Here is a 26,278-nt window from a genome sequence, read left to right on the forward strand (position 1 = left end):
AATAACGAGGCAGCGTTAATATACGTGAATGTTCAAAGCTTTACTCCAACTTGTGTAAGGGGTAGACATCGAAGCGGACCGACTTGCCGGTAAAGCTCAATGCCGGCTGTGCCGCACCCAGGCTGGCGGCCAGACGCGGTCGCTTGACCACCACCCGCTTGGGGGCGGACTCCAGCGCGAGACTCAGCAGACGGTCCGCGTCATCGTCCTCCCCAACGACGTGTTGAAAGAGCTGCATGCCCTTCTTCACTTTGGCCGACTTGCTTCGCTCGGGAAACATGGTGTCGATGTAGATCACGTCCGCAACCGGGGCTGCCGCCGTGGCAAGGAACTCCAGGCTATCGCCCTGCACCAGTTCGAGGCGATTGATGATCTCCCCGAGCGCATCGTCCTCACCTGCGGTCGCCCGCGCACGCTCCAGACCGTCCGCCAGCAGCAGGTATACCAGTGGATGGCGTTCCACCATGGTGACGGTGCAGCCGTAGCGCGCGAGGATGAACGCGTCCTGGCCCAGCCCAGCGGTGAGGTCCCAAACCTTCGGCTGTATTCCCTTGCGCACCCCCACGGCTTTGACCAAAGCGGGCAACGCTTCCAGATGCTTGCGGCGATAGCCCAATTTACCCCCCACGAAATCCACTGTGACCGGTTTGGCGGCCCCACGTCCACCCTGTCCCATGGCCAGCCCCTGGACACTGACTTGCAAAAACCAGCATTGGTCCGAAAGCCGCCGGCGTTCGTCATTGAGCAGGGGAAGGCCAAGATCGTGGGCAAGCTGGACGGCACGGGGCAGCATTTCCTGATCGCGGCAAAGGACCGCGAACAGCGGGTTCGACTCGGTACAATTCATGGGAAGGTTCTCAGGAGTTGGAGGGCTTGCCCGAGGCTGCGTCCGCTCCTTGCTTGCGACTGTGCTGGCCAAGAATATCGGGCAAGGGGCCCGCTTCCTCAACGCTGATCAGATCATCGCAGCGGTGACTTTCCAACCCGCCACGATGGTCTGTGGTGCCGAACACGATGTATTCGCGATCAACCTGGAGACGGGCGGAACAGTTGCTCAGCTCCACTTCAAAACGAATGGTCCCGGACTGCCCTCCTTTCCACTGTTCCACTACGGATGCCCGGTAGCGGTAGGCCTGTACGGCCAGATGTCGGTTGCGGGACATGGAGGGATTGATCAGGCTTGCAATGCTCTCGATGCGCACCCGGGATACCCATTCAGCCTCGGCGTACTGTGTCGCCCATTTGCCCTCCGGGCTCACTTTCCCATCCGCGAGCAGGTGGTTTGAAATCGAAGAGAGCAACAGGAACGAAGACCACAGGCCGAGGCGCACCCTGCCAGGCCGTTGGTTGCTCCACTTGCCGGATTGCCTGCTGCTCAAATTCATATCCTCGTCGCTTGTTATCCGCGGGTTATCCTCACCGGATCGGCGGGCAGCATACCGAAAATTCTTCCCTCCGTCCCTACCGCACGGCGCCGGCAATTCCGTCGAAATACCAAACATTACGCACCATTCTGTGAGAGCGCTGCGTGGAACACCTCGTCCAGATTTCTCACGGGAATGAACTCGATCTCCTTGCGAATCACCTCGTCGATTTCATTCAGGTCCTTCAGGTTGTCTTTGGGCAGGATAATTCGCCTGATACCGGCGCGACGGGCGGCGAGCGCCTTTTCCTTCACTCCGCCTACAGGCAGCACCAGACCGGCCAAGGTGATTTCACCAGTCATGGCCGTATCGCCCCGCGCGGGCCGCCCTGTGAGCAACGACACCATGGATGTGGCCATGGTAACGCCAGCGGACGGACCATCCTTGGGGATGGCCCCCGCGGGGACATGAACGTGAATGCCGTCGTCCTGAAACGTCTGGGGCGTGATGCCGAGCTTCTCCGCCTGTGACCAAAGGTAGCTCTTGGCCGTCTGTGCCGATTCCTTCATTACATCCCCGAGCTGCCCGGTCAACGTTAAGCCCCCTCGTCCGCCCGGCATCAGGACCGCCTCCACGAACAGCACGTCGCCGCCCGCCTCAGTCCACGCGAGGCCGGTGGTGATTCCCGGCGACAGTTCCTTACGCAACTCTTCCACGAAAAAGCGCTCGGGGCCCAGCAGCTCCGGGAGTTGGGAAACGTCCACCTGAATCGGCTCCTGGCGACCTTCTGCAAACTGGACAGCGACCTTGCGTACCACCCGCGCCACTTGCCGGCTCAGTTCTCGCACCCCCGCTTCGCGGGTGTACCGCCGGACCACATGTTCAAGAACCGCACCGGGTATCCCGATCCTGTCCGGGGGCAGGTTTACTTCCTCCATGGCCCTAGGGACCAGATAACGCTGCGCGATCTGGACCTTTTCTTCCTCGGTATAGCCACTCAGCCGCAGCACCTCCATCCGGTCCAGCAATGGTTTTGGAATGGTGTCCAGAGTGTTGGCGGTTGCCACGAAGAATACTTTGGACAGGTCAAACGGCAGGTCCAGGTAGTTGTCGCGAAACTCAAAGTTCTGGGACGGATCGAGTATTTCCATAAGTGCCGCCGAAGGGTCACCCCGATAATCCCGCCCGAGCTTGTCCACCTCATCGAGCAGAATCAGTGGGTTATTCACTCCCTGCCGGCGAATGGCCTGGATAATCCGTCCCGGCATGGCACCGATGTAAGTGCGCCGGTGGCCGCGCAGTTCCGCCTCGTCGTGCAGGCCACCCAGACTGATGCGCTCGAACTGCTTGCCGAGTGCGCGGGCAATAGAGGCCCCGAGGGACGTTTTCCCCACGCCGGGGCCACCCACAAAACAGAGGATGGCTCCTCGGGTCTTTGGATTCAGTTTGCGGACGGCCAGATGCTCAATGATCCGCTCCTTCACCTCCCGGAGGTCGAAGTGGTCCTCATCGAGGATCTCCCGGGCGCGCTGCAGATCAAGTTTGTCTTCGGTGCTCTTATTCCAGGGCAGCTCGGCGATGAGTTCCAGATAGGCGCGCAGCAACTGATGGTCCTGGGCGGCCGGCGGCGTGCGCTGCAAGCGCTCCAGTTCCCGCTGGACGACGGTCTCCGCCGCGTCTGGGAGGCGGGCATCTTCGAGTTGCTGCCGCAGTTCCTCAACCTCCGCCTCTTCCGGGTTTTGTTCCCCCAGTTCCTTCTGTATGGCTGCCATTTGCTTGCGCAGCATGTAGTGGCGCTGCTCCTGAGAGACGTTACTGGCGGCCTGCTTAGCGATCTCCTGCTGGATGGTCAGAACCTGGACTTCGTGGTTGAGGTATTCGTGGGCAAGGCGCAAGGCCTGCAGGCGAGTGCGAGCTTCATGGATGGCCTGTTGCTGGGCGAGGTTCAGTTTCAGAAGCGAGGCGAGCACGTACACGTGGTCCAGCGGATCCTTGAGCGACTGCAGCATCTGAGGCAGCAGGCCCTTAGGCCAGTCGGAGGTCATCAGTTGATCGATCTGATTGGCCTGTTCCAGAATGTCCCGGTGCAGGGCTTCCACTTCGTCGCCGGTATCCGTGGGCAACGCCATGGGGCTGAACCTGGCTTGCAGATAAGCCTGAGTCGAATCCACATCCTGGATCTCGACCCGTTCCAGGCCACGCAGGGAGATGGCGATGGTGTTGTTGGCCTGCCGCTCCATGCGGCGAATCAACGCACGCGTGCCAACCCGGTAAAGGTCGTCGAGCTGAGGGTTGTCCGCGGTACTGTCCCGTTGCGCGACCACCACTAGGGTTTTCTCTTCGCCCGCAAGGGCGGTCTCCACCGCGGCGATGGAACGAGGCCGACCAACCACAACCGGGTGTTCCATGTGCACCATCAACACCATTTCCTTGATCGGCAGCAGCGGCAGAATTTCCGTTTCTGTGCTCATAGTGCTCTATCCCTGTCCTGAATCAACAACTTCAGCTGCACCAGGAGCATCCCATCCCGGTAGTGCCAGCGGACACTGTCGGCGTCGATTGCGTGGGGGAAATCAATCACTCGTTCGAATCGGCAGTAGCCGATCTCCAGAGAGTGGTAGAAGTAGCCTTGCTCCAGCAACATGTCCCGCCGGCAACCGCGTATGCGCAAGCTGTTTCCGCGGGCGGCGATTTCCAGTTCCTCCGGGCGCACTCCCGCCACATCCATCTTTACCAGCCAGCGCTCACCCCGATGCAATACGTCGGCCGGCGGTTTCCAGATGGTGAATTCCATGACTTTCTCCTGCATTCCCCTCATGGCGCCCCTGATGGGACATTTCCCCGACGGGTTTTGTTGCTGACAGCACCAGGCCGGAGCTCATGGGCCGGTGCATCAGCGAACGCGGGGTTCCAGGAATTCAGTGGCAGGAAGATGGCGGGAAGGAGCGTGAAAGAGAACTAAATTGGCTGCTGCTTGCGCTCGAGAAACTGCATAAGGTCCATCAGTTCGGAGGTTAGCAGGTGGAGAACATCGTCCATGCAGAAAACACCGGCCAGGAAACCTTCTTCGTCTACCACGGGTGCGTGGCGCAAGCCCCGGCTTCGCAATTGATCCGCCACCTCCCAGAGCGTGTCGTCCTCCCGCGCAACAACGATATCTGCATCCATGACATCGGCCACTGTCAGAGCCTCGGCATCGCGATTCGGAGCGACGACCTCCGCAACCAGATCGCGCTCGGTGAGCACACCGATCGGTCGATAAAGGGCGCCCGCCTTTTCCACAACAGTGACGCTGTCAACCTGGTGAAGACCCATGAGCTCCGCCGCGGCGTTCACCGTTTCGCGCTCTTCGATCACGATGGGATCGCGAACGCAAAGGTCCCCTACTTTCATTTGTTGCCAGCTCCTGTGGCGCAGCGCCTGCGCCGTTTTCTTACGTGATAGTCAACTGCGCGAGTGTAATCTCGCGGGATCGGTACAGCTTGACTCAAGTCAAAGTGCACGACGCCAGCGGGCCGAAGGAACCTGCTTTTTTCGGCGTGATTATGCCCGTGTGCTTTCGTACTCAGCCTGCAAACGACGGGCCGCCCCAAGCAGCCCCAGACGTTTTTCAATAATCAGTACGGTTTCTACAGGTTCGAGCCAGGCACTGAACTGCGGATGGTCTTCGAAACGCTGCCGAAAGGGGCTGGCAATCAAAAAGTCCTGAATTCTCGGGAGAATCCCGCCCGCCAGGAATACGCGGCTGGTCGCTCCGAGGTCCAGTGCCACATCCGCCGCCACGCTCCCCAGAATGGCGCAAAAGCAGTTGAGGACCCGCGCGGACCGGCAGGCCCCGTCCTCGAGAGCGCGGCGGGTAATCATCGCCGGGTCAGTGACCGGTTCCGTCTGTTCGCCCCATACCTCCGTCAGTGCGCCGTAGAGATTGCACAACCCCGGGCCGGACAGAACGTCCTCACGCTGGACATTGCCCAGCTTGCGCTGCAAGACGTCCAGCACCGCAAGTTCTTCCCGGCTATAGGGAGCCAGTCGCGCATGCCCACCCTCTGTCGCGGCGGCCCGCCAGCGGCCGGCCTGATCGGGAAAAAGCCCCGCCACCCCCAGACCGGTACCGGGGCCGATGACCACCGCGGGCGCGTTCATGGGTGAGGTGGCTGCTTTGCCAATTGCGAGGAACTGCTCCGGCGTCAGATTCAGAGCGCCATAGGCCGCTGCGTGGAAGTCGTTAAGGACGGTGAGGTGGTCCCAGGCAAAGTGCTCGCGCATTTCCGTCTGGGAAAATACCCATGGGCTGTTGCTTGCGGCAACGCGGTCCCCGTGCACAGGCCCCGCGATCGCGATACATGAGGAGCGGGCACCTTGGGCCTCGGGAATGTGGGCGAAGGCTGCGCGGATGGCTGCGTAAATGTCCGGATAATCCCGTACGGCGCCGGTCCACTCGCCGAGCCACAGGTCGCCCGCCAAATCGACACAGGCAAAGCGCGCATTGGTGCCGCCAATATCAGCCAGCAGGGCCGGTGAACTGTCGCTCATGAATGGCCATCCTGTCCCGTTTGCTTCCGACTCGAGCCGCGGCGGACTACACGCAATCAGGCGAAGAAACGGGCAATCTGTTCACAGATGAAGGCCTGTTGCCGGTCAGTCAGGCCCTGATACAAAGGCAGAGACAGGCAGCGCGCGCTGCAAGTTTCCGCAACCGGAAGATGGAGTCCATCGTAGGCCGCGCCCTGGGCTGGCTGATGGTAAAGGGGCACTGGATAGTGAACGGCGCTGGCGATACCCGCAGCCGCCAGGTGCGATCTCAGCTCGTCCCGGCGCTCGCAACGCACAGTAAACTGTGCAAAGCAGTGCTCACATTCAGGCAGGCTGACCGGCGGTTCCACCGGCAGGCCGTCCAGGCCGATGCAGTAACCCTCTGCGAGCATCCGACGCCGGCTGAGATGCTCCCCGAGGGTCTGCAGCTTCACCTGTAGAACAGCGGCCTGCAGGGTGTCCAGCCGGCTTGCCTGGCCGAACTCGACGTGAGTGTTCGGACCCGACGCGCCGTGGTTGTTCAGACGACGCAGCCGCGCCGCAAATTCCAGATCATCAGTTACGATCATCCCCCCGTCCCCGAAACATCCGAGAGGTTTGCTCGGATAGAAGCTGAAGCAGCCAGCCTTCCCGAATGTACCCGCGGCCCGACCGCGGTATCGGCCTCCGAAGGCCTGCGCCGCGTCTTCCACTACCGGCAACTGGTGCGCCGCCGCTACTTCCATGATGGCCGGCATGTCGGCGCAGTGGCCGAAGATGTGTACGGGAAGGATGGCCCGGGTCCGCGAGGTGACAGCAGCGTCAATCGCGCTGGGGACCATATTCATATGACGGGGATCGATGTCCACGTACACCGAGCGGGCCCCAACCGTGTGAATCGCTTCTGCCGTAGCCCAGAAGCTGAACGGGGTGGTGATGACTTCGTCCCCGGGGCCGATCCCCAGGGCGCGCAGTACAAGCATCAGGGCATCGGTGCCTGAATTGACACCAATTGCCTCGGCCGCTCCCAGATACTGGGCGGCCGCGTGCTCGAAGTTCTGCAGTGCCTGCCCACCTACGAAATCACCTCCTTGGATGACTTCGTCGATGGCCTGCCGGAGAGCGGGTTCGAGGGAGCGGTGCAAGGGTCGCAGGTCCACCATGGGGATGGCGTGAGGGGAGTCTGTTTGCAGCGAAAGGTTAGCGCTTGTCATTGGGCTGCCGCTTGTTCTCCGTTTCGGATTGAGGAGTTCGCCGAGAGCAGCCTGGGCGCTATTGCGCGACTGGGATGTGCAAGTATGCAATGGCCTGCTCTTCATCGACCATAGGTCGGGCGACCCGGTTGAGGAGTTCATGGTCGTGCTCGATGGCTCGGCCGATCTGCTCGGCAATATCCACCGCGCGGCATCCGTCCCGCGCGCTCACCAGCGCGGGACGGCCGTTGCGGACGGAGCGGACGAATGCATTGATCTCGGCGGCCAGTGGATCCTCGTGCCGGCAAAACCGGCGTTCCGTTGACAGACCGTCGCCGTCCCGCCGATGCAGCAGCATCAACCCGTCGTCGATATTGGCCAATGCGCAGGCGGACTCGGCAAATACATGAAGGCGGCGCTCCGGCTGCAGGCTGGCACGGCTCGCCGTGAGACTGGCGGTGCTGCCATCGGCGAAGGTCAGGGAGGCATGAGCCACATCCCAGTGTTCGCTGAACACCTTGACGCCACTCGCGTGCAGCTCGGACACGGGCTGGTCAGTGAGCGCCAGTAGCATATCGATATCGTGGATCATGAGGTCCATGACCACATCCACATCCAGCGCGCGGGCGTTCCAACGAGTCATTCTCCGCGCTTCCAGATAACGCCACCGGGGCAGTCGTTCGTGCAGCTCGGCCAGGGTATGGTTGAAACGTTCCAGGTGACCCGGTTGCAGAACCAGGCCTTTGGCCTCCGCCATCCGCACGAGAGCTCTCGCCTGCTTGAGTTGGTGGGCCAGGGGCTTTTCCACCAGTACGTGGATGCCCGCCTCCAGAAGCTGCGCCGTAACGGACCAATGTCGGGCCGCCGGCACCACAACACTCGCCAGCTGCGGCGGGTGTTCCGCGAGCAGTTCGTCCAGTCGGGCGTAGACCCGGGCACGCGGATGGGCCCGTCTGGCCAGCGCCCGACGCGCGGGGTCGCTGTCCACTATGCCGGTCAGCCTGCATTGCTGCATCTGCGCGTACTTGCGCGCATGCACTTGACCGAACTGTCCGTAACCGATAACCGCGGCAGACAGAATTCCGCCGCAACTGCTCCTCCGGCGCTCCGCGTTATTCGTCTTATCCATTTCCAAACATGTTCGCAACTTGATCCCTGCTCGAATTGGGGCCCCACCTCTTCAATCGTGCCGCGGATCAACGGCGATCAACAAGGTTAAGGTAACTCACAGTAGCCAGCCTGTGGGGCAGATGATTGATTCAGCGCATCATCAAAATCGTCATTTCGCGAAACGCGGCGTTAAGCGCCGAGCCGCACGGAACAGCTGAGTTGGAAAGCCGGTCCAACGCTCCGCCTTTGACCTGGGTCAATCCAGGTGCGCGCGCCCCTACGCACACTCAGGCGCTGATGCATCACGGGCACAAACAATGGCAACAAAGCCTGGAGGATTGCGATGGCGAACGAAATGTTCACGACCCATACAACAAGCCCACCGGAGAAGCACGACCCTCCTGCTGTGCTTCAAGACCTGTGCCAACGGGCGGGAATAACAATCAACGGCAACGCGCCCTGGGACATTCAGGTGAGGGACAAGAGAGTCTACGAACAGGTGCTGCTGCGCGGCTCGCTGGGCTTTGGCGAAACCTATATCGAGGGTCTCTGGGATTGCGAACGTCTCGATGAGCTGTTCGGCCGACTGCTGAAACTGGACCCGGCTCGACAGCTCCCGGGGATGGCCCGGTTGCATCTGGCCTGGGGCGCGTTACGTCAACGGCTCATCAATCTGCAGTCCCAAGAGCGCGCGTTCACCGTCGGCGAGCGACACTACGATGCGGGTAACGACCTCTTCGAGGCGATGCTGGACTCGCGCATGCTCTATTCCTGTGCTTTCTGGGCCAACGCGGACCACCTGGAGGAAGCCCAGGTCCAGAAGCTGGACATGATCTGTCGCAAACTGGAGCTGAAGCCAGGCGAGCACCTGCTGGACATCGGCTGCGGCTGGGGCGGATTGGCGCAGTTCGCCGCGGAGCGCTACGGCGTTGAGGTCACCGGGGTCACCATCTCGAAAGAACAGGAAACCTACGCCCGCCTGCGCTGCGCCGGCCTGCCGGTGCGAATCAAACTGATGGACTATCGTGACCTGGACGGCTGTTTCGACAAGGTGGTTTCGGTGGGCATGTTCGAGCACGTGGGCAAAAAGAACTACACCACTTACTTCGACCACGTACGGCGCCTGTTGAAGGACGAAGGTCTGTTCCTCCTCCACACCATCGGCAATCGCCGGACCGTCGATGCCACGGACGCCTGGATCGACAAATACGTCTTTCCCAACGGCAAGCTCCCCTCCGCCCGGGATATCGCGACCACCGTGGAGAACCGCTTTCTGATCGAGGATTGGCACAATTTCGGCCAGGATTACGATCGTACCCTGATGGCCTGGAAGCACAACTTCGATCAGGCCTGGCCCGAGCTGCGCAGCAAGTACGGCGACAAGTTCTACCGGATGTGGAGTTATTACCTGCTCTGCTGCGCCGGGTTTTTCCGATCCCGGCAGGGGCAACTCTGGCAGCTGGTGCTCGCCAAGCGCGAACGGGAGTGCGTCTACCGTTCTGTTCGCTGAGGCAGCCGCCCTCCCTCGCAGGACCTCAGTTGTTCTTGAGGGAGTGACTCAGGTAGAGGGAGGCCGTCAGCAGCAGTATCGCCCCGCCCTGGTGGGCAGCCGCCAGCGACACCGGGACCACCAGCAGCAGGGTCGTGATCCCCAGGCTGACCTGAATCACCAGCATGGCCAGCAAGGCGAGACTGCCAACCCGGGCCCGCCCCTGCACACCTTTGCGCACGGCCAGCACAAAAAAGGTGACGATCAGGACCACCAGCAGATAGGCAAACATTCGATGGTTGAACTGAACCGTCGTGATGTCTTCGAAAATGGATGTCCAGGCCGGCTCCAGGCCATAGAGCCCCACCGGGAAGAAGCGCCCATCCATCAGGGGGAAAGTGTTGTACGCGAAGCCCGCATGAATGCCGGAGACCAGCCCCCCCGACAGAATCATCAGGAAAATCAGGCCCGTCAGTGAAAAGGCGAAGCCCTTTACCCCTTTACCGGCATGGGGGTCTGACTGGCGCCCCGGATACAGCAGATCCAAGGCAACCCACAGCATGTAGCCATAGATGATCACCGCCAGACCCAGATGGGCCACCAGCCGGTACTGACTCACTCTGGGCACGTCCACCAGCCCGCTCTTCACCATGAACCAGCCCAGCAGACCCTGGAGTGCGCCGAGCACGAACAGTGCAATCAATTTGGGGAAATGCTGCTTCGGAATGCGCCGCTTCCAGGCGAAGAAGACCAGGGGTACGAAGAATATGACCCCGATCAGCCGGCCGAGGATGCGATGGGCATATTCATACGCAAAAATGCGTTTGAATCCAGCCAGATCCATCCCGCGATTCACCTGCTGGTACTCGGGATACTGCTTGTATTTGCCGAAGGTCTCCTGCCAGGCCTCCTCGCTGAGCGGAGGGATGACCCCCATCAGGGGCTTCCATTCGACCATGGACAGCCCGGACCCGGTCAAGCGGGTCACCCCGCCCAGCACGATCATTCCAAAAATAACCGACGCACAAACAAGCAGCCAGATGGCCAATTGGCGGTTGTACCGCGACTGAAGGGAATCGTTCATAGGACAGACTTACCACTGGGAGGATCAGAGCCGCCATTGTACCCGAAGTGCCATTTGGCGGACCATCAGGCGACCGGAGGCCGTGAGGCATTTCCTTGCATGCGCCGGCTCTGTTCGCGAAAATGCCAGGGCGGCCCCAATCCGGCCCGCTATCGGAGCGCCCACGGGATGAACAATTCTGCAGCGCTCCCCCATGAGAACAATAGCCAAGGAGCCAAAATGCCATCAAGAAAATCATTCGCCCTGCTCGCAGCGGGAGCTGCGTTCCTCGTCAGTGCCGCGTTCGCTCAGGAGGGGGCGGTCACCGATCAGGAAACAGCCAGGCAGTTGATGCACGAGCGCCACGAAAACTTCGAAACCATCGGTGAATCATTCAAAACCATTCGCGATCAGCTGCGCTCCAAAGACAGCGATATGGAAGCGATTGCAAAGGCCTCAGAAACCATCAATAGCCTGTCCAAGGAGATTCCAAGCTGGTTCCCCGAGGGCACCGGTCCAGAGACCGGCATCGAGACTGAAGCCAAGGCCGAAATCTGGCAGGACTGGAGCAGCTTCACCGCGGCTGCAGATCGGCTGGTGGAGGAGTCCGGCAAGTTTGTCGCTTTGACGGCCACGGGTGACAAGGCCAAAATCATGGGCGGCGTTCGCGGCCTGGGCGGCGCCTGCAAAAACTGCCACGACAGCTTCCGCGTCGATGAAGACTGACGCCGCAGTGCAAGCGGCAGCGGGCCGGTCCCCACGGGCAACCGTGTGGGACCTGCCCCTGCGCATTACCCATTGGGCTTTTGTTGCAGCATTCGGGTTTTCCTGGTGGACGGCCGAGAACGACAAGCTCGAATGGCACACCTGGTCCGGCTACGCCCTGTTGGGCTTTCTGATTTTTCGCATTTACTGGGGACTTGCAGGCAGCACTACTGCCCGCTTCAGCCATTTTCTGCGCGGCCCCAAAGCGGTGTGGCAATACAGTCAAGGCCTGTTTCGGCGCGGCGGAACTCCGTTCGTGGGTCACAACCCCCTCGGCGGCTGGAGCACCCTGTTGATCCTCGCCTTTTTATTGAGCCAGGTTCTGCTGGGGCTGTTCTCTGAAGACGTGGATGGTCTGGCCTCGGGACCACTGTCCTACAAGGTGAGCTACGACACGGGCCGCTGGGCCGCCGAGACCCACGAAGCTCTGTTTGACGGATTGCTGATCGTGATCGGCTTGCACGTAGCCGCGATACTGTTCTACCTCCTGTACAAGCGCAATAACCTGATCGCGCCAATGGTCACAGGTAAATTGGCCACGGACAAGAAGGAAGAGGCGGGCACGGAGCCCTTGTACATTGCACCGCTGTGGCGGGCCGTTCCGGGAATCATCCTGGCGGGAGTCGTGATCGGGTGGATTGTAAAAAACGGGGTAGTGTTCTAGGGAAGCTTCGAAACAACTCCGATGGGCCTGGGCTCCACGGGAGCCTCCTTCGACCATCGGAGCAATGAGGGCCGCCGCTCGGCAGCCCTCCAACCTCATTCCTCAGGTATTCTTCCATTTCTCCAGGTGTTCCATGCTGGCGCGGAAGTGACGCATCCCCAGGTACAGCAGGATGGAAGCCACCACACCGAACACGGTGCTCACCAGGACCAGCGACAGATAAAGCTGACTCTCGCTGCCAAACAGGTAATCCGTGCTCAAGGCCACCGCAGAGGGGCCGAAGCCGAGGCCGATCAGGTTCAGTACGAACAGATACACCGCTGAAGCCTGCGCGCGCATGCGGTTGGGCATCATCTCCTGAATGGCCGCAGGCCCCACCCCGAAGGGCATGGCGGCGAAGAATACCGCGCCGCACAGCAACACCAGGGCCATCTGTGCGTTCGGCATCAGCGGAAACAGGATGCCGAATGGAATGTGCAGCAGGGCCGCGGTCAGCGCGGAACGCATGCGTGCGTCCTTGTAGCCGCGCTGGGTGTAACGGTCTGCGAGCCAGCCGCCAAAAATAATTCCAGCGGTCCCAAAAAACATCACGATGTAGCCGTAAAAGATTCCCGCATCCCGAATCGGGTATTCATAGGTGCGATTGAGAAAGGTGGGAATCCACTGTGTGCTGCCGTAGGAGATGAACGAACAGAGGGCGAAGCCGACATTGTGGAAGAAGAAGGTGCACCAGTTGTCCTTGATATAGCCCATCACCTCGCGGATGGGCACTGAAACCGCCTTGGCCGCGTTGCCGGTTTTTTTCAGGCCACGGCGCACGGGTTCCTTGACCGTCAGCAGAGCGAGAGTAAAGATCAGCCCCGGGACCCCGATCATGAAGAACACCGATTGCCAGGGCTTCACTGCGCCCACAACCGGTAGATCCACGGTTTCCGCACCGGCGGTAAAGCCCACTACATACCCACCCAGGACGTAGGCAAGGCCCGACCCGATATATATCCCTGCACCATAAATGCTGATTGCCAGCGCCTGCCGATGGGGGCGGAAGTAGTCGGTAATCAGCGAATAAGCCGAAGGAGACAGCGCCGCCTCGCCGACCCCCACACCCATACGCGCCAGGGCAAGAGTAAAAAAGCGTGAAGTCATGCCGCATGCGGTGGTGAACAGGCTCCATACAGCAAGACCAATTGCAATGATTCCGACCCGGTTCTTACTGTCTGCGAGGCGGCCGATGGGAATTCCGAAGATTGTGTAGAACAATGCAAAGGTAAAACCCATCAGCAAACTCATCTGGGTATCGCTGATGTCCAGGTCCGCCTTGATAGGGCCGACGAGGAGCCCGAGAATCTGCCGATCCATAAAGGAGAAGATGTAGACGATCATCAGGATCATTACTACATACCAGGCATAGGCCTCCTTGGGATAGGGAATCTTCTCCTCATCCACGTTCTTCTCTCCTGAAGTCATCTCGACTTGGTCTGCACTCATGTTGTTATCTCCATCGGCTGATCCACCCTGGGCACAGCGACACCTGTCGGTATTTACCGGGAATGCTTAAATAGCGTAAAAGCCAAATAATGAATGGACGAGAACATTCGGCGGGGAAGTTTGACGAGGTGCCCTGATTCCACAATCGTCCTACCGGTTGATGCTGACAAGAAACTGGCTGGCAAGCTGTTGGTAAACAACCTGCATTGCCATCGCTGCTGGTGGTGATCGTGTCTGATCGACCTTCTCTTGAATTATTCAACGCCTGCGGGCGTGCTTATGGTTTCACTTCTGCACCCGCCAAAATCGCCGGGCGCGTCTGGATTAAATCACAATTGGCTGGGCACTTCCATCAGGCACCTGGGAGCGCGACAGATACGGGAATGACCCAGGAAAAGAAAGGGGTCACCACCAATGGTGGCGGTGACCAGGGGAAAGGCGTTACTTGAGGGGGCTGCGGCCCTTGTCGGCGGCAATGCGCATGCGCAGAGCGTTCAGTTTGATGAAGCCCGCCGCATCTTTCTGGTCGTAAGCGCCGGCATCGTCCTCGAAGGTGGCGATGGTGCTGTCGAACAGACTATCAGCGGAACGGCGACCGACTACGATCACGTTACCCTTGTAGAGCTTGAGCCGCACCTCGCCATTGACCACCTGCTGGGACTCGTCGATGGCCGTCTGCAACATGTGCCGCTCGGGGCTCCACCAGTAACCGTTGTAGATCAGCTCGGCATACTTGGGCATCAAACTGTCTTTGAGATGCGCCACTTCCCGATCCAGTGTAATGGACTCGATGGCCCGGTGGGCTCGGAGCATGATGGTCCCGCCGGGAGTTTCGTAGCAGCCCCGGGATTTCATGCCCACGTAACGGTTCTCCACAATGTCCAGGCGACCGATTCCATTTTCACCGGCAACCTTGTTCAGATGCCGCAGCACCTGAGCCGGACTCATGGCCTGACCATCAATGGCCACGATGTCGCCACGCTCGTAGCGGAGCTCCATATAGGTGGGCTGATCCGGAGCGGCTTCCGGGCTTACCGACCAGCGCCACATCTCCTCTTCCGCTTCATTCCAGGGATCTTCCAGCAGATCCCCCTCATAGGAAATGTGCAGGAGATTGGCGTCCATCGAATAGGGGGACTTTTTCTTGCTGCTGGAAAAATCCACCGGGATCGAATGCTGATTGCAGTAAGCCATCAGGGTTTCGCGGGAGGTAAGGTCCCACTCCCGCCAGGGAGCAATCACGCGAATGCCCGGCTTCAGGGCGTACGCGCCCAGTTCGAAGCGCACCTGGTCGTTGCCCTTGCCCGTGGCGCCGTGCGCGATGGCATCGGCACCGGTTTCATTGGCGATTTCGATCAGGCGCTTGGCAATCAGGGGACGGGCGATGGAAGTCCCGAGCAGGTACTCGCCTTCGTAGATGGCGTTACCGCGAAACATGGGAAACACAAAATCGCGGACAAACTCTTCCTGCAGGTCATCGATGTAGATTTCTTTGACACCCAGAGCCTGGGCCTTGGCGCGAGCTGGTTCCACTTCCTCGCCCTGGCCGATGTCGGCGGTGAAGGTGACCACCTCGCACTGATAGGTTTCCTGAAGCCATTTGACGATGACCGAGGTATCCAGTCCGCCGGAATAAGCCAAAACCACTTTCTTGATGGACGACATGAAGTGCTCCCATGATGAACAGGGCCGACGACCAATGTGCGCGCGACGCTGGGAAGAGATGAAATCTGCCGATTGGCAGGTGGAACAGCAGGCGCGAATTGTAGCGGTAAACCCCCGAAGATTTCAAAAAGAACAGCCTCCTTTCGGCCCCCGGCCTGTGTTTTAACGCGCTTTTTCGGTAGCATGCGCCTCCTCTTCCATCGAACGAACACCAAGGCATGAGCGAAACGCTGACCATCACCCGACCCGACGACTGGCACATCCATCTGCGCGATGGTGCCGCCCTCACGCTGACGGTGCCCGATGCCGCCCGCTATTTCGGCCGCGCCATCGTCATGCCCAACCTGGTTCCGCCGGTCACCACCGCCGAACAAGCCATCGCTTACCGGCGCCGGATTGAAGCGGCCTTACCAGGCAGCAGCGGCTTCGAGCCGCTGATGGTGCTCTATCTGACCGATAACACCACTCCCGAGCATATCCGGGACGCCGCACGCGCCGGAGTGGTAGCGTGCAAGCTCTACCCGGCCGGGGCAACCACCAACTCGGATTCAGGCGTTACCCGTCTCGAAAACTGCTACCCGGCACTGGAAGCCATGCAGGAGGCCGGGCTCCTGTTGCTCGTGCACGGAGAAGTGACCGACGCCGATGTGGACATTTTTGATCGGGAGGAAGTCTTCATTGAGCGGAATCTGCGCCCGCTGGTTGAGCGATTTCCAGAGCTGAAAATCGTGCTGGAACATATCTCCACCGCAGCCGCAGTGGACTACGTGAGCAACGCGGGCTCCAATGTGGCCGCGACCATCACCGCGCACCACCTGCGATACAACCGCAATGCCCTGCTCGCCGGCGGCATCCGGCCCCATTACTACTGCCTGCCCATTCTCAAGAGCATGCAGAACCAGCGCGCCCTGATTGATGCAGCCACCAGCGGCAACCCCAGGTTCTTCCTGGGCACCGACTCTGCGCCCCACGCCACAGCCAAAAAAGAAGCCGCCTGCGGCTGCGCCGGCTGCTACACCGCCCACGCCGCGCTGGAGATGTACGCCGAGGTTTTCGAGGATGCCGGCGCCCTGGACAGGCTGGAGTCATTTGCCAGCCACTTCGGGCCGGATTTTTACGGTTTGCCACGCAACCGGGACTCCATCACGCTGGTACGACAGGACTGGCAGCCCCCGGCCGAGTTGCCTTTTGGGGATGAGAAACTTACTCCGCTGGGCGCTGGGGAGCCCCTGCGCTGGACGGTTCGTGGATAAGCGAATGACGGGACAGAAGATAAATTCCGATGAGTCCTCCACCGAAGAGGCCACCCTGATGGCCCAGCGGTTCCGCGGCTTTTTACCCGTGGTTATCGACGTGGAAACCGGCGGTTTCAACCCCGCCACGGATGCCTTGCTTGAAATTGCCGCGGTCACGCTCCGCATGGACGAGCAGGGCTTCCTCCACCCGGACAAGCTTTTCGACTTCCATGTGGAGCCGTACGAGGGAGCCAATGTCGAACAGGCCGCCCTGGACTTCACGGGCATTGACCTGGAGTTCCGCGAAGTGCCGGCTCAGCCCGAAAGCATCGTGATCAACGAGTTATTTCGCCCCATCCGGACCGCAATCAAGGACAGTGGCTGCAACCGCGCCGTCGTGGTCGGACATAACGCCCACTTCGACCTCAGCTTCATCAATGCAGTGGTCAAACGGTGTAACGTCAAGCGCAACCCTTTTCACCCATTCTCATGCTTCGATACGGCGACCCTTGCGGGTCTCGCATTCGGCCACACGGTGCTGGCACGCGCCTGCCAGCTGGCGGGAATCGAATTCGACAACAGCCACGCGCACTCCGCCGCCTACGACGCAGAGCGAACCGCCGAGCTGTTCTGTCGTATCGTTAATCGCTGGCAGGAGTTGGGCGGATGGCCGCTGACCGGCGCTGGCACAAAGGTTGGTGGCCCGGCCGAATAACTAAAGCGCGGCCGGCAGAGCCTCGGCGTCCCTTATCTCCTTTTCTGTCCATCCAACGACCAACCAACGAAAAAACCCCGGCCGAAGCCAGGGTTTTTTGGCAGGTCTTCTCGTTTGAGCCGACCCCGGAGAACCGCCCGAAGCTTACAGCTTGCCGGCGTTCTCTTTCAGATACGCAGCCACACCTTCCGGAGTGTCTTTCATGCCCTTGTCGCCTTCTTTCCAACCGGCGGGGCACACTTCGCCATGCTCCTGGTGGAAGGCGAGGGCATCCACCATGCGCAGCATTTCGTCGATGTTGCGGCCCAGAGGCAGATCGTTGACCACCTGATGACGCACCAGACCGTCTTCATCGATCAGGAATGAACCGCGATACGCCATGCCGCCGGGAGATTCAACGTCATAGGCCTTGGCAATGTCGTGGGTCATGTCGGCAGCCAGAGTGTACTGAACCGGTCCGATGCCGCCGGCATCCACGGGGGTGTTCCGCCAGGCGTTGTGGGTGTAGTGAGAGTCGATGGAAACGCCAACCACTTCCACATTGCGCTTCTTGAACTCTTCGATGCGATGGTCAAAAGCCAGCAGCTCCGACGGGCAGACAAAGGTAAAGTCCAGCGGATAGAAGAACACCACAGCCTTTTTGCCCTTGATGGCTTCGGACAGGGTGAATTCATCCACGATCTCGCCGGAGGCAAGCACTGCAGGCACAGTGAAGTCCGGAGCGGGTTTGCCAACAAGTACACTCATACTGTTTCTCCTGTTTGGGTTTAAGTCCACGAAAGAAGTGCTCAACTAGCACGCCGGCCTCTCACCGGCAGAATCTCAGGCAAATTGAAAAAAATTTAATCAATTTATCTGCGCCTGATAGGGAGGCGCTATGGTACCCCACTGCTTGCAATCTTACTCATTGATTTTCCATATCAATCCATTGAACCGCACCTATCGGGACCGGTCAATGGAAATACGAATTCTTCGCATCCATGTTTGACAATCATTCTCATTCTTCCTAGACTTCACTCAACATCAACTCGAGGAAGTTTCGCTCAACATGTACGTCTGTCTCTGTAATGGCATCACCGACCGCGAAATCAAGGCTTCGGTCCACGAAGGCTCGGCGAGCATGGAGGACCTGCAGGAGAATCTCGGGGTGTCCAGCCAGTGCGGCCAGTGCGCCTGCCTCGCTCGGGAGATCCTCGAGGAAACTGTATCCGAGCTCAATGAAGCGGCGCTCCTCCCATACGCCGCAGCGTGACCCCCACCGCGGCGCCGTTCGCGTGCCGCGGTGCCTTCCCCAAGCCGCAAGACCTGCCCGCCCCCATCCGTTATAATCCCGACCAGAACAACGCAATCCGCGGCACGGGCTTCCGTGCACAGATTCAGGCACCACCAGGCCAATCGGGAGACAGGTAATGAAGGGCGACAGCAAGGTAATAGCAATTCTCAACAAAGTACTCGGCAACGAACTAATCGCCATCAATCAGTACTTTCTCCACTCGCGCATGTACAAGGATTGGGGATTGAAAGAACTGGCCGAACATGAGTACGAAGAATCCATTGATGAGATGAAGCATGCGGACCAGCTCATAGAGCGCATCCTGTTTCTGGAAGGGCTCCCGAACCTTCAGGACCTGGGAAAGCTGCTGGTCGGCGAGAATACCCAGGAAATGCTGGAATGCGACCTCAAGCTGGAGATGCAGGCCATCCCGGACCTGCGCGAGGGAATTGCCTATTGTGAGTCCGTTCGGGATTTCGGCAGCCGGGACCTGCTGCAGGAGATTCTGGAATCCGAAGAGGAGCACGTGGACTGGCTGGAGACCCAGTTGGGGCTGATCAAGGCAGTGGGGCTTCAGAATTACCTGCAAGCCAAGATGGACAGCTAAGGTCCCGCAAGCGTTGGGTTACGGCCTTCGGCCTTAACCCAACCTACTCACACCCAACTACCCTTCGGCGCCCATGCACCTCACCCCCTTGCGGGGGCGCTAACGCGGTCCAAATCGCTCCCGGCGATTTGTCGAACCGGGAGGGTTCAAATCAGATCATCCCTCACCCCCATACAAAAAAGCCCCGCATTTGCGGGGCTTCTCTGTATGGCGGTGAGGGAGGGATTCGAACCCTCGAAGCCTTTCGACTTACACACTTTCCAGGCGTGCTCCTTCAACCACTCGGACACCTCACCGGACTGGAGTAAATGGCGGTGGCCCGGGGGCGCGCCCTTTACTGCGTTGAAGCGATGCGTGGTGCGTCGCTCCAAATTAGGGGCGCTAACTGTACACAAGTGACTGGCGGAACGCAATCGAAAACCCTGGCTCTGGAGTGGCTGGCTCAGAGGCGGACATGCATGTGCAAAAAATGAACTGGTTCGCAGGTGGCTCGCGAATTGTGTCACTTTGTACCATACTAGGAAGCTTTGGCAGGGAGTGGCGCGATAAACCACCTCTGAGCAGGGGAAAACACATCCCGCAGCCCGGAATTGTGAACCGAAGCGCGGCCTTGGTATAGAATGGGTGCTCAGAAAAAAGGCTTACTGGTCGACATTCTGGCCAGGAACATAACAAAAGCTGCCAGACGCCCCGGCGGGTTCTCATCCGTGCCGGGCGCGGGCAATTGGGGTGTCAACCGGACAGAGCCCCCAATAGCGTTGTGCAAGAGGGTTTGAACGTTGTCCACCCCCACACCAATCAGCAGCCCTGCCCTTGGGGATCCACGCAGGCGCGGCAAGGCTTTCTCCGCAGAGCCCGAGCAACCGGGGAAGCTCCAGGTTTCCCTATATCAGTTCTATTTCCGGGCGCTGATCTGCTTCGCGGCGGCCGGTACCCTCGCCACCGACATGGAATGGCCCCACATCAACCCCATCGCGGCGGCCGTGATCGTTTTATTGCTGGGTTACACCTGGGGCAGCTACGCCGTCACCCGCTGTATTCGCTCGGAAAAGGCGGAGGTCATCGCCGAGCGGCTGACTTACGGGGATGCCGCTCTGGTGGGCGTAGTCCTGAACCTGATCGATTTCAGCCTTCTGCCGTCCATCCTGTTCGTCACCATGGTGCAATTCAACGCCCTGCTTCAGGGCGGCGTCAGAAAGTGGGCCGGGGATAATCTAGCCCTCCTATGCGGCGTCATGGCTTCCCTGCTCATCCATCGGCCCAGTTGGGTCTTCAGCGACAATCTGGAGATCAGTGCCGCCAGCCTGATCGGCATCACCACCTATTTTTGTGCCTACGCCCTGTACACCTACACGCGCTTCCGCAAGTTGAGCATGAAGGTGGAGCAGTTGAAAAGCGAGCAGCACCTGCACAAGCTGCGCGCCTACAAGCTGTCCCGCTACCTGCCGCCTCCGGTCTGGAATGCCATCAATGAAGGGCGCGATCGGGCGCTGGCCACGGAACGCAAGCGACTGACCATCTTCTTCGCAGACATCAAGGGTTTCAGCCAGATGTCCGAAGAGTTGGAAGCGGAGACGCTGACTGAGTTGCTCAATAGCTTCCTCACGGAGATGACCAAGATCGCCACCCAGTTCGGCGGTGTGGTCAACAAATTCATGGGGGACGGTGTCATGATCGTGTTCGGGGACAACCCCCAGAGTCAGGGCGCCAAGAACGATGCGATCCGCTGCGTATCCATGGCCATCGCAATGAAGAAGCGCATGAAGGTGCTGCAGCACGACTGGTTCAAGAAGGGAATTCGCAAGCCCCTGCAAATTCGCATGGGCATCAACACCGGCTACTGCACGGTGGGCACTTTCGGCACCTCCGATCACCTGGATTACACAGTGCTCGGCACCCACGTCAATCTCGCCAGCCGGCTCGAGACCGCCGCCGATCCCGGCGAGATCCTGATCTCCTACGAGACCTGGTCACTGATCAAGGACATTGTGATGTGCCGGGACAAGGGTGACATTCAGGTCAAGGGCTTCAGCCAGCCGATTCAGGTGTATCAGGTGGTGGATCTTCGCAAGCACCTGGGCAAGAACCAGAGCTATTTCGAACAGAATACCGATGGCTTTTCCATGCACCTGGACATGGAGCGAATCCGCAACTATGACAAGGAGAAGGTCATTCGCTGTCTGCAGGACGCGGCGGAGCGCCTGAAGGACAAGATCATCGTTTAGCTTCGACTCTACTGTCGCGGCAACCGGATCTGCGGCGCCTGTTCCCCGCAATTGGAGCGATGGGGGTTGATATCCAGTCCGCCCCGGCGTGTGTAGTGGGCGCTGACCGTCAGCCGCTCCGGTCTGCAGCGTTCGCTGATGTCGAGAAATATCCGCTCCACGCAATTCTCGTGGAAGTCCCGGTGCTCCCGGAAGGAAATCAGATACTTCAACAGGCCACCGCGGTCGATCCGCGGTCCATGGTAGCTTATCCGAACACTGGCCCAATCCGGCTGGCCGGTAACAGGACAGTTGCTCTTCAGAAGATCACTGCACAGGACTTCGCTCACCATTGCACCGGCATCCATGTGCAGGAAGCCGGGATCCAGTTGGTAGATGCCCACCTCTACATCCACAGCGTCGATGTTCTCGCCATCGAACCCGCGCATGACCTGTCCACCTGGGTGGTCCAACGGAAGTATTTCCACCTGCACGCTGCCGCCGGACGCACGACCAAGGTCCCCTTCCAGCATTCTGACCAGCTCCGCTTCGCTCCCGATCCGGGTCTGGTTAAAGGAGTTCAGGTAAAGTTTGAAGGATTTGGATTCAATCAGATGGGGCGTATCACAGGGGAACGCGAAGCGGCCCAGTGCAACCCGCGGCTTTCCACGGGGATCCAGCCAGGACAGTTCGTAGGCGTTCCACACATCCACACCGCTGAAAGGCAACTGTCCGGCAATGCCGAGAGCCTGCCGGGACTCCGCACGAGGAATCGGACTCAGCAGGGATGGCGTGTAGGTGGTGGGGTACTCGCTGTGCTTGCCCAGGGGGCTGTCACAGACGGAGGAAGGAAGGTCCATGGAAGTCACTCATTGATGATTTCAAGCCGGCCGACTCAGGCCCGCAGGCGCCGACCGGACTGCAACATCGTCAGGGCAAGCGTCGCAAAGACGATGATGAAAACAAAAATCGATCCAAACGCCACTGCCACGTTGATATCTGAAATCCCCAGAATTCCATAGCGGAAGGCATTCACCATGTAGAGCACCGGGTTCGCCTGGGAGACCCAGCTCCAGAGCGGCGGCAGCATGTCGATGGAATAGAAGATACCGCCGAGGTAGGTCAGCGGAGTGAGAATGAAGGTGGGGATAATGCTGATGTCGTCGAAGCTCTGGGCGAACAGCGCGTTGATGAAGCCGGCAATGGCGAACAGCACCGCGGTGAGCACCACCACGGCTACGGTGATACCCAGGTGGTTAATCTGCAGGTCGGTAAAGAACAGCGATACCACGGTGACGATGAAGCCCACCGCCAGCCCCCGGAATACGCCCCCGAGCACGAAGCCGAGCAGGATGACGTAGTTGGGTGTGGGCGAAACCAGAATCTCTTCAATGCTGCGCTGGAACTTGGTGCTGAAAAAAGACGAGGCCACATTGGAATAGGAGTTGGTGATCACTGACATCATGATCAGGCCCGGTACCACAAAGGACATGTAATCCACGCCGCCCATCTGACCGATCCGCGATCCGATCAGGGTGCCGAAAATGATGAAGTAGAGTGTCATCGTGATCACCGGCGGAAGCAGCGTCTGCATCCAGATCCGGGTGAAGCGTTTGACTTCCTTGCGGGTGATGGTGAGCAGCGCGATGAGCTGTTGCTGGAATGTCATGCGGCCTCCCCTCCCCGTCCGGTTTCCACCAGGGAAACAAACAGCTCCTCCAGGCGATTGGCCTTGTTTCGCATGCTGGTAATCTGCACGTTCTGGGCGGACAAACTGTCGAACAGCCGGTTCAGGGACTGCCCCTTCTCCACCTCCACTTCCATGCTGTGATCGTCCAGTCGATGGACCTGATAGCCGGGGATATGCAGCTGGTCACCGAGCGCCTCCCGGGTGTCGAGGATAAAGACCTCCCGGTTAAGCTTCTGCAACAGAGAGCGGATGCTGGTGTTCTCCACTATTTTACCCTGGTCGATAATGGCCACGTTTCGGCACAGGCTCTCGGCCTCTTCCAGATAGTGGGTGGTGAGAATGATCGTGGTCCCCGCCTGATTGATTTCCTGCAGGAACTGCCACATGGAGCGGCGCAGTTCGATGTCGACCCCCGCGGTGGGCTCATCCAGAATGAGCAGCCTGGGCTCGTGCACCAGGGCACGGGCGATCATCAACCGGCGCTTCATACCGCCCGAAAGGCTGCGGGAAGGCTCGCTGCGCTTGTCCCACAGCCCCAGCTTACGCAGGTACTTTTCCGCACGGGCACGGGCCAGCCGGGGCGGCAAACCATAGTAGCCCCCCTGATTGACGACGATGTCTTCGACCTTTTCGAACTGATTGAAATTGAATTCCTGGGGCACCACGCCCAGGCAGGCCTTGGCTCCGGCGAAATCCAGGTCGATGTCCTTGCCAAAGATCGCCACCTTGCCCGAGGTCTTCCGGACCAGTGAGCAAATGATCCCGATGGTGGTGGACTTGCCGGCCCCGTTGGGACCGAGCAGGGCGAAGAAATCACCCGGCTGAACTTGCAGATCAATGCCCTTGAGGGCCTCGAAGTTTCTGCCGTAGGTCTTGGTCAGGTTCTGGATGGACAGAGCGGGTGACATGGGCTTCCGTTAGTCTCGATTCGAATGTCCGCGATAGCGGAGTGTGATTGGCTGCAAACGACAAAGCCCAAGAGGTGAAACCTCTTGGGCCAATCGGTTGTTAGTTCATGGTGGGCGACCGGGTACTCCCCGGGCGCCCTGGCTCTTTTCAGGCCGCGTCTCGGCTGACCTCGGTCGGGTCCTTGTCCGTGGTAATGGCAATGGTACGCGGTTTCATCCGTTCTGGCAGCTCCCGCACCAGTTCTATGTGCAGCAGGCCATGTTCATACCGGGCCCCCTCCACGCGTACATGGTCCGCCAGTTCAAAGCGGCGTTCGAAGTTGCGGTTCGCAATGCCCCGGTGGAGGTAGCGACTGCCCTCCTTCTCCGCCTTGCGCCCGCGCACCAGCAGTTTGTTCTGTTCAGCCTCGATCTCCAGTTCCGACTGGTCAAAACCGGCCACTGCGATGGTAATTCGGTACTGATCTTCACCGGTCAACTCGATATTGTAGGGCGGGTAGGTGTTGCCCTTGCCTGCAGGGTCCGACTTGTTCAGGCTATCGAGCAGGCTGAACATACGGTCGAAACCGACAGAATTGCGGTACAGCGGTGCAAAATCAAAAGTTTGCATGATTATATCCTCAAGATAAGCAATATAACGTTGTAAGGCTCATTCACCGAATCAAGCCTCGTTTCCACTGTCTGCAGATCAGTCTGTTGGATAAATGGGGCCGCAGGGGTGCTTTTCAAGTCCCGCTTCAGCACCGGCGACACACCGCGAGGCATTACCTCTTTCTCGACCAACATGGGGTTACGTCATGCACATCGGCCTGCTTTCACTCAGCCTTCAACTCCCCGGCTGTCGCTCCCTCAAGGAAAAACGCGGTCGGCTGCGCGGCATGCGCGACCGCTTCGGCAAGCTGAGCAACCTGGCGGTGAGCGAAAGCGGCAAGCACGACGTGCTCGACCAGGCCGAATGGACCTTTCTTTCCCTGAGCCAGGACCGGGCACAGATCGACCGCATATTTTCCGCTGTCGACCAGTACGCCAACAGCGAGTTGGACGCGGTGGTCCTGGATGTGCACCGGGAATGGTTGTGATCTGTTTCAGCAGACTCAGCGCACCGCCCGGCTATACTCATGGATGAGCACGGGTTCCGATGGAACAATCCTTTTCCGGCCGAGCTCTCAACACCATAGCCGCGCTCCGGCGCGACTCCGATTACCGACCAAGGAGGCCCTCCCTGTGACGCGTTCCATCGTGCTGCCCTATTTGCTCGCGGTCAGTCTGCTGCTGGCGGCGCCTCTGGCCCAGAGTGCCCTTAAGCCCAGCCACGAGGCGGACCGGCTGATCATGGCCGCCCAGGACGCCATCGCCGCCAATGACTTTGATCGGGCCGAGGGGCACCTGGACCGCGCACGGGGGCTGGGTGTGAGGCTGCCGCCGGAGTTTGATTTTTTCTACGCCAGAATTCTGCAGCAGAATAACGAGCTCGAGAATGCCCGCAGCCACCTGGAGCGCTACGTGGATGGCGTGGGCGCCGACGGAGACTACTACCGCGAGGCCCTCGCCCTCATCACGCAGATTGAGCGCCGACGCAGTGGTGTAAGCCAGCAGCCGGCGGTCGAAACCTCCCAGCGCACGGCGGACATCCGCTGGTCGGACGACAAGGACAAGCACCTTGAGGAACTTAAAACCCTCTACGAGACGGAGAAGCCTACCGAGGCCCTGGTCCTGCACATCAACAATCTCCTCAAGTTTTACGCCTACGGCGACCAGCGAATCATCGCCGCCAGCCGGATGGGTACACCGACCCGCCACCGCATCCACATCAGCGACCGCGGCGAGATAGTCTCCATGAATCGGCGGGGCGCGGACACGGAACCCTTCACGGAAGACCGGTTCCCGGTTTACGGGATAAACCCCTATGTGGATCATGATTGTCAGAGCACCACCGGCAGTTGCTGGCTCCTGCATCCGGTGACTTCAGCTCCCTGGCTACAAATTGTCCAGAACGAGGAAGTCGCCACGGAACTGAGCCGCGCGTTCGCCCAATTGATTCGGGAAATGCAGAAGTCGCGATAAACGGACGCCCCCCTGCAGGCCGCCCCGCCACCGGCTCCGCAGAGCAAGTTCCTGCGTCAGCGACTTGCATTTGAGCGCTTTTTCGGTATGATTCCGCCCTCTTCGCCACGAGCCGAACCCAGCTCCGCGAAGACAAAAAATCGGAGCGTAGCGCAGTTTGGTAGCGCACCACACTGGGGGTGTGGTGGTCGTCGGTTCAAATCCGGCCGCTCCGACCAAACACAAAAAAACCGCCCTCGTGGCGGTTTTTTGTGTTCGGGGTGGCTGGG

General features: G+C 59.7%; 27 protein-coding genes and 2 tRNA genes. 12 read left to right on the plus strand and 17 right to left on the minus strand.

The features are described from left to right. Positions 1–40: 40 nt before the first annotated feature. The 8 genes from ACURWW_RS11475 to ACURWW_RS11510 form a co-directional block, all read right to left on the minus strand. Positions 41–847, minus strand: a complete 807-nt coding sequence (locus ACURWW_RS11475; RefSeq protein ID WP_445616799.1) for a class I SAM-dependent methyltransferase — start codon at positions 845–847, stop codon at positions 41–43. A gap of 10 nt (positions 848–857) precedes the next feature. Beyond that, positions 858–1,379, minus strand: coding sequence for a hypothetical protein (locus ACURWW_RS11480; RefSeq protein ID WP_445616800.1), 522 nt, complete (start codon positions 1,377–1,379; stop codon positions 858–860). A 122-nt stretch (positions 1,380–1,501) separates the two neighbouring features. Further along, positions 1,502–3,835: an endopeptidase La gene (gene lon / locus ACURWW_RS11485; protein WP_445616801.1), complete on the minus strand. Its 2,334-nt coding sequence runs from the start codon at positions 3,833–3,835 to the stop codon at positions 1,502–1,504. After that, on the minus strand, positions 3,832–4,158 hold the full coding sequence (locus ACURWW_RS11490) for an Hsp20/alpha crystallin family protein (RefSeq protein WP_445616802.1): 327 nt from the start codon (positions 4,156–4,158) through the stop codon (positions 3,832–3,834). Before ACURWW_RS11490 ends, lon begins: the two co-directional genes overlap by 4 nt. 164 nt (positions 4,159–4,322) lie before the next feature. Beyond that, on the minus strand, positions 4,323–4,757 hold the full coding sequence (locus tag ACURWW_RS11495; RefSeq protein WP_445616803.1) for a CBS domain-containing protein: 435 nt from the start codon (positions 4,755–4,757) through the stop codon (positions 4,323–4,325). A gap of 150 nt (positions 4,758–4,907) precedes the next feature. Beyond that, positions 4,908–5,897 carry a glucokinase gene (gene glk / locus ACURWW_RS11500; RefSeq protein WP_445616804.1) on the minus strand — a complete coding sequence of 330 codons (990 nt, stop codon included), beginning with the start codon at positions 5,895–5,897 and terminating at the stop codon, positions 4,908–4,910. A 56-nt stretch (positions 5,898–5,953) separates the two neighbouring features. Next, positions 5,954–7,090, minus strand: a complete 1,137-nt coding sequence (locus ACURWW_RS11505) for a DegT/DnrJ/EryC1/StrS family aminotransferase (protein ID WP_445616805.1) — start codon at positions 7,088–7,090, stop codon at positions 5,954–5,956. 58 nt (positions 7,091–7,148) lie between these two features. Beyond that, a complete protein-coding gene (locus ACURWW_RS11510; RefSeq protein ID WP_445616806.1) occupies positions 7,149–8,198 on the minus strand; it encodes a Gfo/Idh/MocA family protein in 1,050 nt (349 codons plus the stop codon). A gap of 324 nt (positions 8,199–8,522) precedes the next feature. Here ACURWW_RS11510 and cfa point away from each other — a divergent pair, with 324 nt between their 5' ends. Then, a complete protein-coding gene (cfa, locus tag ACURWW_RS11515; protein WP_445616807.1) occupies positions 8,523–9,689 on the plus strand; it encodes a cyclopropane fatty acyl phospholipid synthase in 1,167 nt (388 codons plus the stop codon). Between the two features lie 25 nt (positions 9,690–9,714). Here cfa and ACURWW_RS11520 read toward each other — a convergent pair whose 3' ends face one another. Continuing rightward, positions 9,715–10,752: a COX15/CtaA family protein gene (locus ACURWW_RS11520; RefSeq protein ID WP_445616808.1), complete on the minus strand. Its 1,038-nt coding sequence runs from the start codon at positions 10,750–10,752 to the stop codon at positions 9,715–9,717. Between the two features lie 219 nt (positions 10,753–10,971). On the opposite strand from ACURWW_RS11520, the gene ACURWW_RS11525 reads away from it, so the two are divergent. Both ACURWW_RS11525 and ACURWW_RS11530 read left to right on the plus strand, forming a co-directional pair. Then, complete coding sequence (locus ACURWW_RS11525; RefSeq protein ID WP_445616809.1) at positions 10,972–11,457, plus strand: c-type cytochrome; 486 nt, start codon at positions 10,972–10,974, stop codon at positions 11,455–11,457. Further along, positions 11,447–12,160 (plus strand): cytochrome b/b6 domain-containing protein, encoded by a 714-nt coding sequence (locus tag ACURWW_RS11530; RefSeq protein WP_445616810.1) that lies wholly within the window; start codon positions 11,447–11,449, stop codon positions 12,158–12,160. Before ACURWW_RS11525 ends, ACURWW_RS11530 begins: the two co-directional genes overlap by 11 nt. Before the next feature lie 102 nt (positions 12,161–12,262). On the opposite strand, the gene ACURWW_RS11535 is transcribed toward ACURWW_RS11530, so the two are convergent. Beyond that, positions 12,263–13,648, minus strand: coding sequence for a spinster family MFS transporter (locus ACURWW_RS11535; RefSeq protein WP_445616811.1), 1,386 nt, complete (start codon positions 13,646–13,648; stop codon positions 12,263–12,265). A 206-nt stretch (positions 13,649–13,854) separates the two neighbouring features. Here ACURWW_RS11535 and ACURWW_RS11540 point away from each other — a divergent pair, with 206 nt between their 5' ends. Next, positions 13,855–14,097, plus strand: coding sequence for a hypothetical protein (locus ACURWW_RS11540; RefSeq protein ID WP_445616812.1), 243 nt, complete (start codon positions 13,855–13,857; stop codon positions 14,095–14,097). On the opposite strand, the gene ACURWW_RS11545 is transcribed toward ACURWW_RS11540, so the two are convergent. Continuing rightward, positions 14,090–15,313: an argininosuccinate synthase gene (locus ACURWW_RS11545; RefSeq protein ID WP_445616813.1), complete on the minus strand. Its 1,224-nt coding sequence runs from the start codon at positions 15,311–15,313 to the stop codon at positions 14,090–14,092. The genes ACURWW_RS11540 and ACURWW_RS11545 overlap by 8 nt on opposite strands. A gap of 218 nt (positions 15,314–15,531) precedes the next feature. Between ACURWW_RS11545 and pyrC the strand changes: the two genes are divergently transcribed. Then, complete coding sequence (gene pyrC, locus ACURWW_RS11550; RefSeq protein ID WP_445616814.1) at positions 15,532–16,566, plus strand: dihydroorotase; 1,035 nt, start codon at positions 15,532–15,534, stop codon at positions 16,564–16,566. A 4-nt stretch (positions 16,567–16,570) separates the two neighbouring features. Next, the gene (rnt, locus tag ACURWW_RS11555) at positions 16,571–17,263 is read left to right on the plus strand and encodes a ribonuclease T (RefSeq protein ID WP_445616815.1); all 693 of its coding nucleotides are present in this window, start codon (positions 16,571–16,573) and stop codon (positions 17,261–17,263) included. Positions 17,264–17,407: 144 nt separating this feature from the next. Here the strand turns inward: rnt and ACURWW_RS11560 are convergent, their stop codons facing one another. Then, positions 17,408–18,010, minus strand: a complete 603-nt coding sequence (locus tag ACURWW_RS11560; protein WP_445616816.1) for a peroxiredoxin — start codon at positions 18,008–18,010, stop codon at positions 17,408–17,410. Between the two features lie 301 nt (positions 18,011–18,311). On the opposite strand from ACURWW_RS11560, the gene ACURWW_RS11565 reads away from it, so the two are divergent. Continuing rightward, complete coding sequence (locus ACURWW_RS11565) at positions 18,312–18,515, plus strand: bacterioferritin-associated ferredoxin (RefSeq protein WP_445616817.1); 204 nt, start codon at positions 18,312–18,314, stop codon at positions 18,513–18,515. Between the two features lie 157 nt (positions 18,516–18,672). Next, positions 18,673–19,143 carry a bacterioferritin gene (gene bfr, locus ACURWW_RS11570; RefSeq protein ID WP_445616818.1) on the plus strand — a complete coding sequence of 157 codons (471 nt, stop codon included), beginning with the start codon at positions 18,673–18,675 and terminating at the stop codon, positions 19,141–19,143. Between the two features lie 208 nt (positions 19,144–19,351). Here the strand turns inward: bfr and ACURWW_RS11575 are convergent. Continuing rightward, positions 19,352–19,439 (minus strand) — tRNA-Ser (locus ACURWW_RS11575). Positions 19,440–20,051: 612 nt separating this feature from the next. Here ACURWW_RS11575 and ACURWW_RS11580 point away from each other — a divergent pair. Then, complete coding sequence (locus ACURWW_RS11580; RefSeq protein WP_445616963.1) at positions 20,052–21,368, plus strand: adenylate/guanylate cyclase domain-containing protein; 1,317 nt, start codon at positions 20,052–20,054, stop codon at positions 21,366–21,368. A gap of 8 nt (positions 21,369–21,376) precedes the next feature. Here the strand turns inward: ACURWW_RS11580 and queF are convergent, their stop codons facing one another. From queF to ACURWW_RS11600, 4 genes are all read right to left on the minus strand, one after another. Next, positions 21,377–22,207 carry an NADPH-dependent 7-cyano-7-deazaguanine reductase QueF gene (gene queF, locus ACURWW_RS11585; RefSeq protein WP_445616819.1) on the minus strand — a complete coding sequence of 277 codons (831 nt, stop codon included), beginning with the start codon at positions 22,205–22,207 and terminating at the stop codon, positions 21,377–21,379. Between the two features lie 35 nt (positions 22,208–22,242). Continuing rightward, positions 22,243–23,016, minus strand: a complete 774-nt coding sequence (locus ACURWW_RS11590) for an ABC transporter permease (protein ID WP_445616820.1) — start codon at positions 23,014–23,016, stop codon at positions 22,243–22,245. Beyond that, positions 23,013–23,945: an ABC transporter ATP-binding protein gene (locus ACURWW_RS11595; protein WP_445616821.1), complete on the minus strand. Its 933-nt coding sequence runs from the start codon at positions 23,943–23,945 to the stop codon at positions 23,013–23,015. Before ACURWW_RS11595 ends, ACURWW_RS11590 begins: the two co-directional genes overlap by 4 nt. 148 nt (positions 23,946–24,093) lie before the next feature. Then, complete coding sequence (locus ACURWW_RS11600; RefSeq protein WP_445616822.1) at positions 24,094–24,555, minus strand: Hsp20 family protein; 462 nt, start codon at positions 24,553–24,555, stop codon at positions 24,094–24,096. 187 nt (positions 24,556–24,742) lie between these two features. Here ACURWW_RS11600 and ACURWW_RS11605 point away from each other — a divergent pair, with 187 nt between their 5' ends. The 3 genes from ACURWW_RS11605 to ACURWW_RS11615 all read left to right on the plus strand — a co-directional run bounded on the left by ACURWW_RS11605 (position 24,743) and on the right by ACURWW_RS11615 (position 26,227). Next, on the plus strand, positions 24,743–25,024 hold the full coding sequence (locus ACURWW_RS11605; RefSeq protein WP_445616823.1) for a DUF503 domain-containing protein: 282 nt from the start codon (positions 24,743–24,745) through the stop codon (positions 25,022–25,024). 145 nt (positions 25,025–25,169) lie between these two features. Then, positions 25,170–26,009: a tetratricopeptide repeat protein gene (locus ACURWW_RS11610; RefSeq protein ID WP_445616824.1), complete on the plus strand. Its 840-nt coding sequence runs from the start codon at positions 25,170–25,172 to the stop codon at positions 26,007–26,009. A gap of 141 nt (positions 26,010–26,150) precedes the next feature. Beyond that, positions 26,151–26,227, plus strand: a tRNA-Pro gene (locus ACURWW_RS11615). The last annotated feature ends 51 nt before the right edge of the window (positions 26,228–26,278 follow it).

The sequence above is a fragment of the Gilvimarinus sp. F26214L genome (assembly GCF_054401055.1).